The 17868-nt window shown below is 41.2% G+C and carries 19 protein-coding genes and 1 tRNA gene; 10 read left to right on the plus strand and 10 right to left on the minus strand.

The window, feature by feature from the left end:
- Window positions 1-22: 22 nt before the first annotated feature.
- Together ftsH and HMPREF2573_RS05470 are read right to left on the minus strand one after the other, a co-directional pair.
- A complete protein-coding gene (ftsH, locus tag HMPREF2573_RS05465) occupies window positions 23-1918 on the minus strand; it encodes an ATP-dependent zinc metalloprotease FtsH (RefSeq protein ID WP_070472827.1) in 1896 nt (631 codons plus the stop codon).
- 120 nt (window positions 1919-2038) lie between these two features.
- Window positions 2039-2671 (minus strand): RlmE family RNA methyltransferase, encoded by a 633-nt coding sequence (locus HMPREF2573_RS05470; protein ID WP_003659062.1) that lies wholly within the window; start codon window positions 2669-2671, stop codon window positions 2039-2041.
- Window positions 2672-2813: 142 nt separating this feature from the next.
- On the opposite strand from HMPREF2573_RS05470, the gene HMPREF2573_RS05475 reads away from it, so the two are divergent.
- Together HMPREF2573_RS05475 and HMPREF2573_RS05480 are read left to right on the plus strand one after the other, a co-directional pair.
- On the plus strand, window positions 2814-3131 hold the full coding sequence (locus HMPREF2573_RS05475) for a YhbY family RNA-binding protein (RefSeq protein ID WP_003659060.1): 318 nt from the start codon (window positions 2814-2816) through the stop codon (window positions 3129-3131).
- Between the two features lie 8 nt (window positions 3132-3139).
- Entirely contained in the window at window positions 3140-3796 is a 657-nt protein-coding gene (locus tag HMPREF2573_RS05480; RefSeq protein WP_003659059.1) for a DOMON domain-containing protein, read from the plus strand.
- A gap of 90 nt (window positions 3797-3886) precedes the next feature.
- Here the strand turns inward: HMPREF2573_RS05480 and HMPREF2573_RS05485 are convergent, their stop codons facing one another.
- Window positions 3887-4564: a CHAP domain-containing protein gene (locus HMPREF2573_RS05485; RefSeq protein WP_003660818.1), complete on the minus strand. Its 678-nt coding sequence runs from the start codon at window positions 4562-4564 to the stop codon at window positions 3887-3889.
- Window positions 4565-4837: 273 nt separating this feature from the next.
- Here HMPREF2573_RS05485 and HMPREF2573_RS05490 point away from each other — a divergent pair, with 273 nt between their 5' ends.
- Window positions 4838-5386 carry a hypothetical protein gene (locus HMPREF2573_RS05490; RefSeq protein ID WP_003659055.1) on the plus strand — a complete coding sequence of 183 codons (549 nt, stop codon included), beginning with the start codon at window positions 4838-4840 and terminating at the stop codon, window positions 5384-5386.
- Window positions 5387-5763: 377 nt separating this feature from the next.
- Here the strand turns inward: HMPREF2573_RS05490 and lpxC are convergent, their stop codons facing one another.
- Both lpxC and efp read right to left on the minus strand, forming a co-directional pair.
- On the minus strand, window positions 5764-6669 hold the full coding sequence (lpxC, locus tag HMPREF2573_RS05495; protein WP_003669290.1) for a UDP-3-O-acyl-N-acetylglucosamine deacetylase: 906 nt from the start codon (window positions 6667-6669) through the stop codon (window positions 5764-5766).
- Between the two features lie 276 nt (window positions 6670-6945).
- Window positions 6946-7521: an elongation factor P gene (efp, locus tag HMPREF2573_RS05500; RefSeq protein WP_003659052.1), complete on the minus strand. Its 576-nt coding sequence runs from the start codon at window positions 7519-7521 to the stop codon at window positions 6946-6948.
- A 129-nt stretch (window positions 7522-7650) separates the two neighbouring features.
- On the opposite strand from efp, the gene epmB reads away from it, so the two are divergent.
- Both epmB and HMPREF2573_RS05510 read left to right on the plus strand, forming a co-directional pair.
- On the plus strand, window positions 7651-8721 hold the full coding sequence (epmB, locus tag HMPREF2573_RS05505) for an EF-P beta-lysylation protein EpmB (protein ID WP_003659050.1): 1071 nt from the start codon (window positions 7651-7653) through the stop codon (window positions 8719-8721).
- A 30-nt stretch (window positions 8722-8751) separates the two neighbouring features.
- A tRNA-Val gene (locus HMPREF2573_RS05510) sits at window positions 8752-8828 on the plus strand.
- 186 nt (window positions 8829-9014) lie between these two features.
- On the opposite strand, the gene HMPREF2573_RS05515 is transcribed toward HMPREF2573_RS05510, so the two are convergent.
- The 5 genes from HMPREF2573_RS05515 to HMPREF2573_RS05535 all read right to left on the minus strand — a co-directional run bounded on the left by HMPREF2573_RS05515 (window position 9015) and on the right by HMPREF2573_RS05535 (window position 12122).
- On the minus strand, window positions 9015-9431 hold the full coding sequence (locus HMPREF2573_RS05515) for a YbjQ family protein (RefSeq protein ID WP_003659048.1): 417 nt from the start codon (window positions 9429-9431) through the stop codon (window positions 9015-9017).
- A 25-nt stretch (window positions 9432-9456) separates the two neighbouring features.
- Entirely contained in the window at window positions 9457-9819 is a 363-nt protein-coding gene (locus HMPREF2573_RS05520) for a YbjQ family protein (RefSeq protein ID WP_003660823.1), read from the minus strand.
- A gap of 109 nt (window positions 9820-9928) precedes the next feature.
- Window positions 9929-10450: a UPF0149 family protein gene (locus tag HMPREF2573_RS05525; protein WP_003659046.1), complete on the minus strand. Its 522-nt coding sequence runs from the start codon at window positions 10448-10450 to the stop codon at window positions 9929-9931.
- A gap of 102 nt (window positions 10451-10552) precedes the next feature.
- The gene (locus HMPREF2573_RS05530) at window positions 10553-10771 is read right to left on the minus strand and encodes a PA3496 family putative envelope integrity protein (RefSeq protein WP_003659044.1); all 219 of its coding nucleotides are present in this window, start codon (window positions 10769-10771) and stop codon (window positions 10553-10555) included.
- 94 nt (window positions 10772-10865) lie between these two features.
- Complete coding sequence (locus HMPREF2573_RS05535) at window positions 10866-12122, minus strand: hypothetical protein (protein WP_003659042.1); 1257 nt, start codon at window positions 12120-12122, stop codon at window positions 10866-10868.
- A gap of 272 nt (window positions 12123-12394) precedes the next feature.
- Between HMPREF2573_RS05535 and serB the strand changes: the two genes are divergently transcribed.
- The 5 genes from serB (at window position 12395) to hemJ (ending at window position 17866) form a co-directional block, all read left to right on the plus strand.
- Entirely contained in the window at window positions 12395-13510 is a 1116-nt protein-coding gene (gene serB / locus HMPREF2573_RS05540) for a phosphoserine phosphatase SerB (RefSeq protein ID WP_070472830.1), read from the plus strand.
- Between the two features lie 66 nt (window positions 13511-13576).
- The gene (locus HMPREF2573_RS05545; RefSeq protein ID WP_003659039.1) at window positions 13577-14065 is read left to right on the plus strand and encodes a hypothetical protein; all 489 of its coding nucleotides are present in this window, start codon (window positions 13577-13579) and stop codon (window positions 14063-14065) included.
- 113 nt (window positions 14066-14178) lie between these two features.
- Window positions 14179-15219: a biotin synthase BioB gene (gene bioB / locus HMPREF2573_RS05550; RefSeq protein WP_003659038.1), complete on the plus strand. Its 1041-nt coding sequence runs from the start codon at window positions 14179-14181 to the stop codon at window positions 15217-15219.
- Window positions 15220-15327: 108 nt separating this feature from the next.
- On the plus strand, window positions 15328-17280 hold the full coding sequence (locus HMPREF2573_RS05555; RefSeq protein ID WP_003659036.1) for an autotransporter outer membrane beta-barrel domain-containing protein: 1953 nt from the start codon (window positions 15328-15330) through the stop codon (window positions 17278-17280).
- Window positions 17281-17428: 148 nt separating this feature from the next.
- Window positions 17429-17866 (plus strand): protoporphyrinogen oxidase HemJ, encoded by a 438-nt coding sequence (gene hemJ, locus HMPREF2573_RS05560; RefSeq protein WP_003659031.1) that lies wholly within the window; start codon window positions 17429-17431, stop codon window positions 17864-17866.
- Window positions 17867-17868: the final 2 nt, after the last annotated feature.

Raw genomic sequence — 17868 nt, forward strand, 5'->3', positions numbered from 1 at the left:
GCTCATGATTTTAATCAGGCTATCACACTGGCAATGGCGGCGGTAAAGCATCGTCATCGGCAGGTTCTTCGGCTGCCACAGGTGTCTGCACGATGTGCTGATAGTTCTTGGGTTCACGAGGTGTCTCACCTGCCATAATTTGTAATAGCTGCTCACGATCGATGGTTTCCCACTTCATAAGTGCTTCAACCATGGCATGCATTTTGTCATGATTTTCATCAATGAGCTGATAAGCAACACCATACTGAGCTTCCAAGATATGACGAATTTCGTCATCAACTTTTTGCTGTGTTGCCTCTGAGATTGTGCGGGTGCTGCCGCCAAAATAACCGCCATGCTCTTCTGCTTCATAGACCATCACCCCCAACTCATCTGACATGCCGTAGCGAGTTACCATGGCACGGGCAAGCTTGGTAGCGCGCTCAAAGTCATTAGATGCGCCAGTTGATTTGCGGTTTACAAAGATTTCTTCGGCGATACGCCCACCAAACAAAATGGAGATTTCATTAAGCATTTTATCTTTATAATTGCTGATCGCATCTTGTTCAGGCAATTGCCAAGTCACACCCAAAGCCCAACCACGAGGCATGATGGTAACTTTATGTACAGGGTCCGTACCAGGTAACAGCTCTGCCACCAATGCATGCCCTGCTTCATGGTACGCTGTTACACGGCGTTCTTCTTCACGAAGTACCATCGATTTGCGTTCAGGTCCCATAAACAGCTTATCTTTGGCATCCTCAAAGTCATGCATATCAACGCTGTCTTTATTTCGGCGGGCAGCAAATAAGGCGGCTTCATTGACTAAATTGGCAAGCTGAGCACCGCTAAATCCAGGCGTACCTCGTGCCAAAGCATTGATATCCACGCCGATGGTCGCAGGTAATTTTTTTAAATGCACCATCAAAATTTGCTCACGGCCTTTGATGTCAGGCAAGCCAACTGAGACTTGACGGTCAAAACGACCAGGGCGTAGCAACGCCTTATCTAAAACATCGACACGGTTTGTAGCAGCAATGACAATGACGCCATCATTACCTTCAAAGCCATCCATCTCAACCAGCAGTTGGTTTAGGGTTTGTTCACGCTCATCATGACCACCGCCCATGCCTGAACCACGATGACGACCCACAGCATCAATCTCATCAATAAAGATGATGCAAGGTGCATTTTTTTTGGCTTGTTCAAACATATCACGTACACGGCTTGCACCCACCCCAACAAACATCTCAACGAAGTCTGAACCTGAGATACTAAAAAACGGTACTTTGGCTTCACCTGCGATTGCCTTGGCTAGCAAAGTTTTACCCGTCCCTGGAGGGCCAACCATTAAAACACCACGAGGAATGGTTGCACCCAACTTAGTAAATTTGCTTGGATCTCTTAAGAAATCAACAATCTCGGCAACTTCCTGCTTGGATTCTTCAACGCCAGCCACATCAGCAAAAGTCACCTTGACTTGATCTTCTGACAGCATTTTGGCTTTGGATTTACCAAAACTCATTGGGTTACGACCACCCATGCCGCCACCAGCACCGCCGCCGCTCATGCCTCGCATGATAAGCCAAAACAAACCGACAATTAAGAGAATTGGGAATGCTGCCATCAGAAGCTGCATGCCAATGCCTTGGCGTTCAGGTAGTGTACCTTGAACTTCAACATTATGCTCACGCAGTAGTGGCATCAATTCATTGTCAGTAATTTCAGGGCGTACTGTCTCAAATTCAGAACCATTGACTTTAGTGCCAGTAATCTCTTCGCCACTGATTTTTACATCTTTAATTTCGCCTTGTGACACTGCGGTCACAAATGCCGAATAATTCATCATATCGGCATCAGCTTTACCGCTATCAAGATTGCTAAAAATCACAACCACGATACCGATGATCGCCAGCCACAATAAGGTATTCTTCACCATGTCGCTCAAACTTTTCTCATCCTTAGCTTATGGATATTGGGGATTAATCCACCCAATGCTGATTAATTGTATATAATATATTGATGAATTTATCTATTTCAAGTAAACTCTATGATTGATTTATTTAATTGCCACCCAAAACATCTCTTTTGAGCGTGGGCGAGAGGCGGCAGGCTTAATGCTTTTAATTTTGCTAAATTGCTTTTGCATCTGAGCACGCAGCTCTTGAGAGCCTTCGCCTTGAAACACCTTCATAATCAATGCGCCCCCTACTGGCAACACTTTCAACGCAAAATCCACCGCAAGTTCGCACAAATACATCATACGAGGCTGATCCACCGCAGCCATGCCAGAGGTATTTGGTGCCATATCCGATAATACCACATCCACAGCACGCCCACCAACTTCGTTCATAATTTGGTTAAAAACGGCTTCTTCACGAAAATCGCCTTGAATAAAAATGACATTTTCAAGGGTATCCATTGGCAAAATATCTGATGCAATCAGTGTGCCTGCATCACCAACAAGCTGACCTGCCACTTGTGACCAGCTGCCTGGTGCTGAACCTAAGTCCACAACTGTCATACCTTTTTTAATCAGACCTGTTTTTTCGTTAATTTCAAGAAGCTTATAAGCAGCTCGGGCTCGATAGCCTTCTTTTTGAGCTTTTTGCACATAAAAGTCATCAATATGCTCTTTCATCCAAGCACGGCTAGATTTAGACAATTTTTTATTTTTAATTCGTGTTGCCATAAAAATTAATCATATTCATTTATAATCCAATCGACTAGTTTACCATTATTGACAACAAATTTGGTGAAATTCTGCTATAATAGCGTAATTATTTCTCACTCATTCATCACTACCATTTATCATTGGTAATTTTGGAATACTTATGAATAAAAACGCAAAATTACAAGACATTAAAGCCCTGCGAGGCATTGGCCATCATCTAAATCCAGTTGTCACCATTGGTGGTAATGGTGTTACTCCCAGCGTCATCGAAGAAGTCGCTCGTGCATTAACCGATCATGAACTCATCAAAATCAAAATCCCTGCTGGTACAGCTGATGACAGAAAAGCATATGTAGCTGCCATTGCCGATGCTACTGAGTCTGAGGTCATTCACCATATCGGACGCATGGTGCTGCTTCTGCGTACCAACGCCAAACCCAATCCCAAGCTATCTAATTTAGCACGATTTGGATTATAAACGGTTCGGTGAGTCTTAAAACATTACATCAGGCGATGGCGGCGACAGTCAAACGGTTTTTGCCAAATGATTTTTTTATTTATCAGCTAACAGCCATCACCGATAGTAGCGCTTATGATGATACTGTCAGACTAGATAATAGACCAGATAATCGATTAGTACCGCCTAAAATATACGCCTATATCGCCCAAATCACTGATGCTGTTGAAGTAGGATTTTTTGTTGAAAAAACTGCCTACACCCAAGACATTTTTGACAAGCAAACCAAAAATGTCTTAATGCAGCGTGCTGATTATTTATGGCAGTCTGAATGCTTTGAATGTTTTTTGGCACAAAAGTACTCAAGCCACTATATTGAGACAAATCTTGCCATCAATGGATGCTATAATATCTACCGATTTGATGGCTATCGCACGCCCAATCAGATGCCTCCTTTGGCAGACACTCAGCATACTTTATCCATACGACACATCGCTGTACTTGATGATGGTTATGTTTTAACATTTCATATTCGTCATCACAACCAAGCCCTTAAGCTTGGTGAATGTCAATTTAATTTAACGGCCATTTTATACCCAATCATCCACAAAGCATCTGTTGCGGTTTATTACGCCATTAAGCATACCAACCCGCCTAATTTTCATGAGCGTTCATGTTGGTTGTAAGCTATTGATTAATGATTTAACATTATTTTAAATAAAAAACTAAGCCCAGTTTAACTTAACTGGGCTTTTGTCATATCCAAAATAAACAGACTATTGTTCGTTTAGAGCAAGCATAATACCTGTATTTGCAGAAGCATCATTATAACGAGCATCACGCCATACACTGTAGCCATTATGCTGGCTATATGGGCTAAATTTTGGCTGGCGGAAATCTGATACCCATTGGCTGCCGTCATAAATCTGAATGTGACCGTGTGGGTTTTTTGCAGTACGATTAAATACAGCAATATCACCAACTTGTGGTACATAATTGCTATTATTCAATTTTGTAAATCCTGCACTTGCCAGTGTGCCATGTGCATATTGATAAGCGGAAGGCTGCGGTGTAAATTCATAACCTGCAGATTGTAATGCTTTACGCACATATAACGCACACCGCCCCACCGACCGACCCAGTGCAGCACGAGATGCCACAGCAGCAGCGACACTTGGAGCACTGCTTGCCGTCAAGCGTTCAACCGCAGAAACTGGTGATTGAAAATTGGTGCTGAAGTTTTGGATAGTGGCTGTGCTGGTAGGTTGATGATAAGCATGAGCTTGAGCATTTTGGCTGTTTGCTATCAAATCATTAATGACACTGTCAATATCGTCTGGGATACTGGCCACATAAGAGGTTTGGGTAGAGCTATTTGAATACGCACTTTGTGCCGCACTTGATTGTGCAACGGTCAGACTGACAGCTGACAGTAGCCAAAATACTCGTTTCATTTAGATTCCTCATACTTCAAAAGCTTGCTTGGCATTACTATCACAGACAGCGTTCATCCCATGGGTTAGTTGGTGGATGATTAGCCCCATTGCATCACTTCATCGGCATACATTTGATTGGTTTTGATTAAAGCTTGTGGCACACAGCATACATCCTTAGTACGCTAGAAAAATGATATCTTATTAAGGTGAGATTACCATTTCCTCAAAAGGCGTGATACACTTACTCTGCGGACACCATGTCCATAGATCTTTTTATTATTTAGGTAAGCTATGTCTGATTATACAAAAACCATTCCCATCAATGACTTGGTCACTAAAATTCGTCGACCCAATCATCTTGCCAGCCGTATCGAAAAACAAGCGGCTGCTGGTGCTGCTATTCCAAAACATTTGTTGCATCGGTATCATCATCTGCAACACCACACACAGCTAATTCGTCAAGCATGGGCAGGTTTATTGCCCAATGAGATACTGTCGGCCTGCCAAGTGGTTAATGTCTCATCGGTGGAGATTGCTCTAGCAATGAGTTCGCCAACCGCTGCCAATCACGCACGATATATGATGGAAAGTTGTATTCAAGCTTTACGCACTTATGATCAGCGTTTTTGCCAGTTACAATCAATCAAGCTGATTGTCTCATCAAAGACAACTTCGCCAAAATTGGTGCAATCAGACGCTCGCCCAAATAATTTAAAAAAGATCCTAAGCGAAAACACAAGACAAATGATAACACAGACCGCACAATTTGTCACACAAAATGAACGCTTAAATCAAGCTTTGACGCAACTTGCAAGGACAAATACCGATTCTAAAAAATAATTTTATTAATTAAATTTAAAGAGTTTATCCGAAAAAATTTTGTATAAACTTAGGTTTTAAATCGCAAATAGCCAACTATTTTTGTAATTTTTTGTAAATTAAATCCATTAACTTTGTGTAGATAGCTGGTTTTATTTAATAAAATTTTGGTTACCAATCCTTATAAAATCATCAATGTATCTGCCATCTTAATAAGTATTTTTAGGAGTTTGGTTTTTTATAAACTTAAAAATACACCCAATCCGTAACTTACGATTGGGTGTTGGGTGAGGTTAACATCAATATGATACAAAAAACCAAACTGTGTCTATTACCTTACAAAAACCTTGCCAAATAATTAAAATATTCTGACCTTTGCTTACTCAATGACACTTTAGCTAAACAGCAGCTACATAATTAATTGGACAAGATTTTTTGTCATAAAATGTTACAATTTCATAGCAACTTTTATCCACTAATACCGCTCGGATCAGTGCATTATTCAGTGCATGCCCTGATTTATAAGCAGAAAACTTCGCAAGTAAAGGGTGTCCAATCACAAATAAATCACCCACAGCATCTAGCATTTTATGGCGGACAAATTCATTGGGATAGCGTAAGCCATCTTGATTGACCACAGAATTCTCATCAAGTACGACAGCATTATCCAAGCTACCGCCCAGTGCCAAATTATTTTTTTGCAGATATTCTATGTCTTTTAGAAAGCCAAAAGTACGCGCCTGCCCCACTTCTGCGGCGAAATTTGCAGTATTAAAATCAAGCTGTGTTGTTTGTTCAGTAGCAGCGATGGCGGCATGATTAAAATCAATCTCAAAATCTAGCAAAAAGCCCTTATCATAAGGCTCAAGGCATGCCCATTTGTCACCATCATTTACTTCAATCGGTGAAATTATTTTAATGAATTTTTTGAGTTCATCTTGCTCAGTGATACCTGCTTGATCAATCAGATACAAAAAAGGTGCCGCCGAACCATCCATAATCGGAATCTCTGCTGCATCCACTTGAATGATTAAATTATCAAGCCCATAAGCCGCAATGGCTGATAATAAATGCTCAACCGTACCAATTCTAGCATCTCCCAAAACCAAATTAGATGACATCATGGTATCTTGTACAAGCTCGGCTGCCATTGGAACTGTTGCACCAATATCGGTGCGTTCAAATATGATACCTGTATTAGGCTTGGCAGGCGACAAAGTGAGTGTCACTTTTTTGCCGCTATGTAGTCCGATACCTGTTGCTGTGATTGCTTTGGCTACCGTTCTTTGGTAGAGTTTTGTCATAATTATTCTCGTTATAATTCTCAGTCAAAACCGACAAAATTATTTCAAAATGTGTCATAGTAGTTTAACATTATGCAGGTTTTTTGTCATCTCTTGTCATAAGTAGATTATCAATCATTCTGTTTGGTTTATCTGATGATTTGTCAGCGATATTAAATTTTTATGATATTACACAAAGTATGTTGCACAAAATAAGCGTACCAAGCTTAAATCTCAAGACTGTTTCAATAAAAAAGCAGTGCTCAAAAGAACACTGCTTAATCAGATGGCGATCAATCAGGCGGTTACGCGTGTTTGATATTCGCCAGTACGCGTATCTACACGCACCACTTCATTTTGCTGAACAAACAATGGGACACGCACGGTTGCACCTGTTTCAAGGCGTGCAGGCTTACCGCCACCACCTGAGGTATCACCGCGAACACCTGGGTCAGTTTCAACGATTTCAAGCTCTACAAAGTTTGGTGGTGTGACCGACAGCGGCGCACCATTAAATAGCGTCAAAGTGCATAACGCATTTGAATTTTCTTTTAGCCACTGTGCAGCATCACCCATTGCGGTTTTATCTGCTTGCAATTGCTCAAAAGTCTCAGGGTGCATAAAATGCCAAAATTCGCCATCGTTGTATAGATAGTTCATTTCCACATCCACCACATCAGCACCTTCAAGTGAATCGCCTGACTTAAAAGTCTGCTCAAGCACTTTGCCTGTGCGTAGATTACGCAACTTAACACGGTTAAAAGCTTGACCTTTACCTGGTTTCACATATTCATTTTCAAGGATGGAACATGGATTCCCATCCAACATCACTTTCAAGCCTGCTTTAAAATCATTTGTAGAAAAACTTGCCATTATTTACCTGCCAGTTGTCAATCAGAGCATCGCTCAGTTAAAATTTAAATCATCATCTAAAAAATACGCTATAATGCAGCGTAACACTTCATTATATAAAGTTTTAGTAATTTTTGTCAAAATAAAACCATGATTTCTACAAAAAAAATTTATCACGCTGACTCATCTGATGATTTTCAAGATTGGCAAGCCGAGCTATCAGCAGCGGTCAGCGATTTGGATACTTTATTTACGCTGCTTGATTTACCAAAACAGGCTCATTCACATACGCCCAAGCAGTTTGGTTTACGAGTACCGCACGCCTTTATCAAAAAAATGAAAAAAGGCGATATTCATGACCCACTCTTACGCCAAGTACTTCCCGATGGACGAGAAAGGATGACCGTTGATGGCTATAGTACCGATCCTTTGGATGAAAATAATCACAACCCCATCAAAGGTTTATTGCACAAATATCAATCTCGTGTCCTGCTGACCGTGACGGGTGCATGTGCGGTACATTGTCGCTACTGTTTTCGCCAGCATTTTGATTATCATGCCAATCAACCAAGCACGCATGAAATGGATGAAGTGATGGATTACATCACCAAGCACACAGAAGTTAATGAGGTAATCTTAAGCGGTGGCGATCCTTTGAGCCTAAACAACAAGCGACTTAAGCTTTGGTTGGATAAGATTACTGCCATTGGTCACATTCGTACGGTGCGACTTCACACTCGCCTGCCTGTGGTATTACCTAACCGTGTGGATCATGAGCTCATTGCACTGATTCGTCATTATCAAAAAAATATCGTGATTGTGCTGCACATCAATCACCCCAATGAAATTGATGATCAATTGATCGCTAAAACCAAACAGCTCAAAGATGCAGGTGCAACTTTATTAAATCAAAGTGTGCTACTTGCCAGCATCAATGATGACATTCAGACTTTAAGTAAGCTTAATCAAGATCTGTTTGGTGCTGGAATCCTACCCTACTATCTGCACATACTTGATAAGGTTCAAGGGGCGGCACACTTTGACATCGATATTCATGACGCTGTTGGGCTATATTGGCAGTTGCTTGAAGCCTTACCAGGTTATTTGGTTCCTAAATTGGTTCAAGAGCGACCAAACCATCCATTTAAGACACCGATTGATATTTATCAGTATTCAAATAAAAAAATGAAATTAATGATAAAAAATGCTTGCAATCTATAAAAAATTTGGTAAAATAGCGTCCTATTATACAGGCGTATAGCTCAGTTGGTTAGAGCACCACCTTGACATGGTGGGGGTCGATGGTTCGAGTCCGTTTACGCCTACCAAATATAAACCCCTTGAAATTAGAATTTCAAGGGGTTTTCAATTCTCAATCAAACGATAACACTAAACCAAAGAAAATTTACCCACGCTCAGACCCAATATCATCTACAAAATTTCAAAAGCCTGCCACTTGATATTATAAAAAATTGTTTGGCAGAGTGTTCTGATAATTTAAGCGAACTTACGCATCACTTAACTGCCACACCATAAGCCAATATCTCAACACCACCTTGCACCTCGGTCATCTCAAATCTTAACCCATATAACGCATGACAGCCTGCATCATTCGCCTGACGCTTAGCACGCAGCACCACTTCTCGGCGAGCACGGTCAAGCAGCGTCTCATAGACGGTTAAATTTTTGCCAAATAAGCTTAACATCGCCGCTACAACCTGTTTGAATTTATCCTGAGCAATTACGACACTGCCAACCACCAAGATTGATTCATTGATACCTTTGGGTTCATAAAAACGCTCACTTGAGACTTGGATGTGCTGGTATTTTTGCTCATCTGCCATCAAGCTTTTTAGATGACCACGCTCGGCACGGGCACCAAAATACCAACCAGTGGTAACCAAAACAAGCCAAATCAGGCTTTTTATCAAAAAACTCTTCAAGGCTCATCAGAAATCAACCTACTGGCAACTCATCTAAGCTTTGCCCAAAAGGATCAAACTTCTTTTGTACTTTGACCGCCGTACCATAAACAAAAAGCTCTGATGCGCCTGCGGTGATATTTGATGTTGAAAAACGAATACCGACAATCGCATCAGCGCCTAATACTTGTGCTTTGGTAATCATACGATTCATCGCTTCTTGGCGTGCTTCTTCAAGAAGCTCTGTGTAAGCAGTCAGCTCGCTACCAACGATGTTTTTTAGTCCTGACAAAAAATCTTTGCCCACATGTTTACTACGCACAGTGTTGCCGTAAACCACATCCAATCTTTCGGTGATGATATGGTTGGGTAGGTATTCTAAATTTGATAATTGCATGACCATTCTCTGCATTGACTTAGATTTATCATAGTAATTTCATCATCTTAAGATAATAAAACAGGGCAAAGACAGCTGTCCCCACCCTGCCTAACTGATCTAAGAGTTCTTAGTCATCGGTATGAAATAATAAAAACAGCTCTGTGATATTATCTTCAAGTGCATTTGCCATTTGGGCTAGGGTTTCATCATCACGCATTTCATCCATTTCTTCATCAATGCCTGATAATAACACCATCGGTAAAGTTAGCATCGCCACATCTTCTTCGGTCGCTGCATCATCAAACCAATCCACATTTTCATCCGAGTACATCGCATCAACAAAACCAATTGCCCATGCTGCCAAGTCGCCATCTTCACTAAAATCTTCCGCCTCTTCACTGGCATCAAAGGGCAACTCGATAGGTTGCTCTGATTTTAGAGTATCAACCAACGCTTGTTGCCATGCCTTTAGTGCTGATTTGACCTCATCTGGCACTTGCGCATCTGCACCTTCAAAAAATGCCGATATCCAATTTGGTAGTGGCTTGCCCACCACAGTCGCTGTCAAAAATCCATGGGCTGCGATTGGATCTAAGCCCATTTCGTTAGCTGATGATTCTAAATACTCAAACAATTCTTGTTTATTCATAACAAACTCATTACTATTGTGGGTCAAATATTGTCGCCCAAAGGTGATTATGACAGCTTAATTTATATCCAAAACAATCTTTAGATTTTAAAAAATTAGAGTTTAAAAATCATCATCTAAATCATCATCTAAATCGTCAAATTCGGTAAAGTCATCACCATCCTCAAGCGCACGCTTTAACTTATTTAGACGCTGCTCTTCAAGCAAAGCATCAATTTTTAGGCGTTTTTCAAGGGGTTTTGTCTTACTTTCATCAACCAAAATGGCATCAGCATCTTCATCAAAATTATCATCATCAAAATCATCATTAATATTACTCATAATGACTCCCAGTGCGTTGAAATTTGTATACGACCTGACGCTTTATAAAAATCAGGTCTTTACTGTAGCCTTATAAAGCGAATTGAATATTTTGTCAAGCATTATCATCACCAAGTAGCGTTTTATCTCGTGCAATTTTTAGTCGATCAGCAGTGGCGCTCGTCATTCCAACAACTTCTCGGCTATCTCGTTCATGTACCGTACTTGGGTGCGTGATGGCGGATAAAGTCATATACATGGCGGCTTGATTACGCCCAGCCTCTGCAAAAATAATCAGTGACTTTTCTTTGCGGATGGTTAAGATGGATTTGGCAACATCTGACAATTCTGAATCACTGGTAACGGTCTTGATGGGTAAGGCAAAGCGTTTTAGTTCACGGTGCTTTTGATATACCACTTCATTGACCATCAATAAAAGCTGAGAAAGTAGCGCCGCCGCTGCCGCTGTTTTGGCATGATCATCCGTGGCATAAAGTGTCACTGATGCTCCTTGCTCGGTGAATGGGTTTTGGTCAATCATTGCCACGCCTGCAAATAAAGGCAACTCAAGCAATGCATGACACGCTCTTTCAAATAACTGATCACATAAAGCAAAATATGCATCTTTAGACTCAATGCTGACCGTTGTCAATAAGCTGTACGGATCTTGGAACTGAACTTGAACGGTATAAGCAGCAGCAAGTTCAAGCTTGGTATGACTTGGATTGCTTTGGTTTTCGGTTGATGTTGATGCGGTTATCTCGTCATCAGATACCACATCGTCATCTTCAGTTGATTGAATGTGTGTCGCAGGTTCGTCTGTAATTTGCTCGGGCAAAATACCTTTAGAAAGTAGCTCGGTACGCACTTCTTTGGCAATTTGGGATTTAAGTGCCTCGGTTGGACGCGCCACATAGCCATAAATCAGCCACAAGATGATATGTAGCCCAATCACGCTCAATAAAAATACCCAATTGCCTGACAAAATCTTGGCACGGCTGACTGTTTTGGCTTGTACAACCACTTTGCCAAGCACCTGATCCCCTGATATCACCACCTCTTCGGCACGATAGCCTTCTGCCGATTCTCCAAGCGGTACCAATACGCCGCCTTGGCTGTCATAAATACCCACATAAGCAATCATAGGCTCATCAACATAAGGCCCTGCAATGACGCTCATACTAACACGATCATAAGCTGCCAGTGGTGCTGCGATTTCCTGACTTAGCATCATAACACTGCGTTCAACCGCCTGTTGATTTTGTGTGCTGATGCCTCGCTCGGTGCTGATGACAAAAAATAATAAATGCAAAACCAAGCTCGCCAAAACGATTGCCGCAAAAATACCCTGTCTGGGTGCTAAGTATGTCATGAGAGTTGCCAAATCATAAAAATTAAATCCTAGTATTATAGCATTAATTATTTCAATAGCTATGGGCTTGACAGGATTTTATCAGCTTATCAATGAAAATTTGAGCAATACCATCGTGGCTATCTCAGTATTTTTTAAAAATTAAAAAATCAGTTTGATGGATTAAACCCATCTTGCACCTAGAAAATTCGCTTTAAGTCTTTTAAAATACCTGATTAACTGCTAATATGTAAAATTCTATTCAATCATAATAGCTACCCCAAAGGTTTGATATGTCTTTTACTTATGCTCTACCAAAAAATAGCCAAGCATGGCAAACCGCTTTAAATACCGTTGCGGATCATTTGCCAAATGAGGTGATTGGTTATGATTTTACCGCCAATGACATCACAGCAAAACTATCACAACTGCCTTTATTTGCTATCATTGTGGTGACACCATCAAGCCAAGAAGCCGATATTGATACTTTGATGCAAAACTGGGTAGATACCGAAGCTCATTGGCAACTGTCTGTCGTTGAAGATGATAATATTGCCAAGGCTCACGCACATCTGATCAGTGTCGATTACCCATTAGCCAAAGTGAATATTCATCGTTATCTATTAGCACCAAAGCATGACATGGGTCAAATCAGCAAAACTGCGGCGGCACATATCATTGATGACCAAATCACCAGTTATTTATCAAATGTTATTCGTGCTGATGTCCATATTTTATCAGTAGACAAAATGCTCACACGCCATCGCTTGGCATGTTTTGATATGGATTCAACGCTCATTGAAGAAGAGGTGATTGTTGAATTGGCAAAATTTTGTGGTGTCGAAGAGCAAGTTTCTATCATTACTGAACAAGCCATGCGTGGTGAGATTGATTTTGCCACAAGTTTTGCCCGCCGTGTTGCACTTTTAGAGGGCATACCTTTAGATAGTATTGATGAGATTATCGCCAAACACATTCACATTCAGCCAGGTGCTGTTGCTGCCATGCGTGCACTTAAGGCCATTGGCTATCATACAGTACTCATTTCAGGTGGCTTTGAACCCTTTGCCAAACACATCAGCCAAGTTCTTGGTATGGATGAATATTATGCCAATCCTTTACTTCACGATGGCAATGCCTTAACAGGCATGGTAGATGATAATATTTTAGACGGTCATCAAAAAGCCCTTATCGTCAAAAAAGTAGCTGAACGCTTAGGGTTGCCCATGCAACAAGTCATCTGCATTGGCGATGGTGCCAATGATTTACCCATGATGGCAAATAGCGACCTTGGCATTGCCTATCATGCCAAGCCGATTGTGCAAGCCAAGGCATCGGCTGCGGTTAATATCACAGGGCTTGAAGGTGTCATTTATGCCTTAGGTCACAGGCTAGATTACCAATCTTGATTTGTGTTTTATACAATTTAATTTAATTAATTTAATTAATTTAATTTAAAAATTTAAGGAAATATCATGTTTACCTTGCCTATCATTCATGTAAAAACTGACCCTTTAGATGCATTATTGGCAATCATGGGTTTGCGATTACAAAACCTTGCCAAATCACGCAATAATGAAGCATTCAACCAGCTTATCAAAGATAAATCGCTGTGCATTCAATTTACCGCACCCAATGTTGAGCGTTATTTTCGCTTTGAGCAAGGATATTTTGGACAGGCTTTAGGTAAAGCTGATCATCCTGATTTGACGATTGACTTTAAAGATTCGCTAACAGGTGCAAAATTATTCACCAAAGGCGATGTTGCAGCATTAATGACCGCCATTCAAGATGGTGATGTTAAAATCACGGGTGATTACAAGTTGGTACTTTGGCTTGCAGGTATTGGTAAACAAGCCGCCAGCATTCCCAAAGAATATCAAGGATATATTGATGCCATTAAGCCATACGCCAAACGCACCAAAGGTTTTTTTGACGGCATCAAGCAAAAAATGACCAAATAATTGACTTAAAAAACCATCAGCTTTGAGATGCATGAGACATGCCCATGAAATGCGGTTGCTATTTGGCAAATTTTTGAGTACAATTGTTTACCAAATTTAAGCGAGATTGATTAATGAAGATACTTATTTCAAAGGAAGAAATCGCACGCTTATTCGAGCTACCTTTGATGGATTTGCTGATGCAAGCACAAACGGTACACCGTGAGCATTTCAACGCCAATGAAGTACAAATTAGTACGCTATTATCTATCAAAACGGGTAATTGCCCTGAAGACTGTGGCTACTGTTCTCAATCAGGTCATTACCGAGATAAAACAGGTCTGACCGCCGAAAAGCGTTTAGAAATCAAAAAAGTGCTTGCCGCTGCTCGCCGTGCCAAATCACAAGGTTCATCACGCTTTTGTATGGGTGCAGCTTGGAAACACCCCAGCGAAAAAGACATGCCTTATTTGGTGGATTTAATCAGTGAAGTTAAGGCCATGGGACTTGAGACTTGCATGACTTTAGGTATGCTAAAGCCAGAACAAGCCAAAACTTTGGCAGATGCAGGCCTTGATTATTATAACCACAATCTTGATACCTCTCGCAATTACTATGATACGGTAACAAGCACACGCACTTATGATGAACGGTTGGCAACCATTAGCCATGTGCGTGATGCAGGTATTAATGTTTGTTCAGGGTCTATTGTTGGTATGGGTGAGAGTCGTGAAGACCGTATTGATTGGGTGTATGAGCTGACCCAAATGCCCATTCCACCGCAGTCCATTCCTGTTAATTTACTTGTACCGATTGCTGGTACGCCACTTGGTGATAAAGTCATTGCCGAAGGTCGATTATCGGTCATTGAATGGATTCGTACCATTGCGGTAACTCGTATCTGTTGCCCAACAAGCTATGTCCGCCTATCTGCTGGGCGTGAAAGTTTAAGTGATGGTGAGCAAGCATTGGCGTTTATGGCAGGCGCAAACTCATTTTTTTATGGTGATAAATTACTCACCACAGGCAATCAGTCCACATCACACGATGACCGTCTGATGGCTGAGCTTGGGTTAACGCCCTCTAAACCTGCCCCAAAGCCCAAAATTATTGATGCTATGAGTGGTGCGGTGATGACTGCCGAGATGCCCCATAATTGCCCACTGTCAGCATAGCTTTAATGGTTTATCTTTAACAGCAACCAAATCATAAAAAATAGCAATAAAGATCACCATGCTTGATTGTGATAGATTTTATTTAATGTAGCCAATAAGGAAACCGTGATGATTGATCATCTTTCTTTTAAAACGACTAAGGCCAAAAGTCTTCATACTCAAAATATCGCCCAAAGAACGCTCAAAGCGGTGGCTCATACATACCGCCCTTTATCAATGGCGATTGCACTGATGGGCTTAAGCAGCATCGCCACCGCCCAAGAATTTAGCCAAACCGTATTTTTTGGTGATAGCCTAACTGACACAGGACGCTTGGTGCAGATTGGCAAAAACAGTCTGGCGTCTTCTGTTTTTAATCAAGCCCAACCATCGTTTACGACCAATACCGATCCAGTTTGGTCAAGCATATTGGCAAAATCTTATGGACATACCGCCGATGCCAATGATGGAACAACCTTAACTGGTACAAACTATGCCGTTGGTGGTGCAAGAACTAAAGAAGATGTGGTCAAAAATGCACCTGTTCCTTTTTTCACCATTCCTTTATTTACCATCCCATCAGCACAAACCCAAATCAATCGCTACCTGACCTTAAATAATCATCAAGCCGACCCCAAAGCATTGTATACTGTTTGGACAGGTGCCAATGATTTGTTTGAGGCAGCCAAAGCACCAACCCAGTTGCAAGCAGCCGAAATCATTACCACCGCTGCCAATGACCAAGCCAATTTGGTTGGGCAGCTTGGGCAAGCAGGTGCAAAACACATTTTAGTACCCAGTCTTCCTGATGTTGGCGTCACGCCAGAATACGCCCAAGATCCGACCAAATCTGCCACAGCATCATTGTCTGCTCATATCTACAACCAAACTTTATATCAAAGTTTAAACAACCAAACCACCAATGTCATTGCTGCCAATACCTTTGCCCTACTCAAAGAGGCGGTTAGTAATCCAGCAGGATTTGGGTTTAGTAATGTGACCGAACCTGCTTGCCAAAACCTAGATGCCAATTTATCATCGTTAGCATGTAAACCAAGCGACTGGCAACAAACCGCCGCCAATGCCAATGAAACTTATGCGTTTGCTGATAAAATTCACCCTTCAGGGCGTACGCATCGCATTTTGGCACAATATTATCGCTCTATTATCGATAGCCCCAACCAAATGGGTCAACTACCCCAGCATCTGATTAAACATGGTCAACAAAGCCAGCAACAATTGGTACGCCGCTTAGACAGTCTTAACAATCATCAACAATCGCTATGGATTGATGGCAGCATCAGCAATCAATCGCTTGATACACGCAATAAAATAGACCGCCCTACCATCAAACTTGGACTTGATATTGCACGACCTAACCAGCATACAGGGGCATATTTAACCTACCAACAACAAGATTATCATCTAAGCGATTCTATAACCGCTGATGTCAAACAAACAGGCATTGGTTTGTATCATCGCCATGATTTTGATCACTTACGCATCAGTGCCAACCTTGGGGTTGACCATTTAAGTACACAAAGCTTACGCCAAATCATGTGGGACGGTGAGAATCGCAACCATCAAGCACATGCCACAGGTCAGCGTCGATATGCAAGTGTACAAGGCAGCTATGGATTTACCCAAAACAATGTTACCTATCGTCCTTATGTCGGTATTCATGCTCAAGATATCAAGCAGAATCGCTTCTTTGAAAATCAACCAAATCTATCAACTGCTCTAAGTTTTAAGCTGCCTGACCATCAGTCTTTGCAAGCTGATATTGGCGTTAATATTGATTATGCCATGAATGATAAACTAAACCTTTTGGCAGGATTGGGTTATCAGCATGAGTTTAAAGACAATAACAAAACTGTTGAGACAGCTGTATTATCCAACCGTGATTATCATCGCAGCTTTGTCACAACCGTGCCCTTTGATAAAAAGCACACAACGCACGCACATTTAGGTGCAACACTTGCTTTGGGTAATAACACTCATTTGAATGCTGGTATACAAGCCAATCACCAAGATCATGATACAAAAGTTGGTGGATTTGTGGGTGCACAAATGGCATTTTAACCAATCAATTTTTTTGTGACAGCCATTCATTTAAATAAAGACGATAATCTCTCATCGTCTTTATTGTTATTTTTGTCTGCTTGTTTTTATCAATGCAATGTGTCAGCGTTTATCATTGATGGTAAAATATCACCAACAATGATTTTTAATGGGTGAAACTGTGTTTTTATATATCAAGGCTTTTCATGTTATTTCGATGGTTTGTTGGTTTGCAGGAATTTTTTATTTGCCTAGATTATTTGTCTATCATGCCATGAGCCAAGATACAACCAGTATCGAACGCTTTAGCCTGATGGAGCGTAAATTGTATCGTGGTATCATGACACCATCGATGATTGCCACATGGGGTTTTGGTCTTTGGATGATAAGCTTCTCGCCAAGCTTATACTTATCTCAAGGCTGGTTACATGCAAAGCTATTGTTGGTTATTTTGCTTAGCATCTATCATTTAGCATGTGGTAAATTTCGCCTAAAACTGGCTCAAAACCCGCACTATAAGAGCCATGTTTATTGGCGATGGTTTAATGAAATTCCTGTTGTCATATTAATTGCAGTCGTGATTTTGGTAATCGTCAAGCCCTTTTGAGG

It is taken from the genome of Moraxella sp. HMSC061H09 (assembly GCF_001809255.1).
Taxonomy (GTDB): Bacteria; Pseudomonadota; Gammaproteobacteria; order Pseudomonadales; family Moraxellaceae; genus Moraxella; species Moraxella catarrhalis.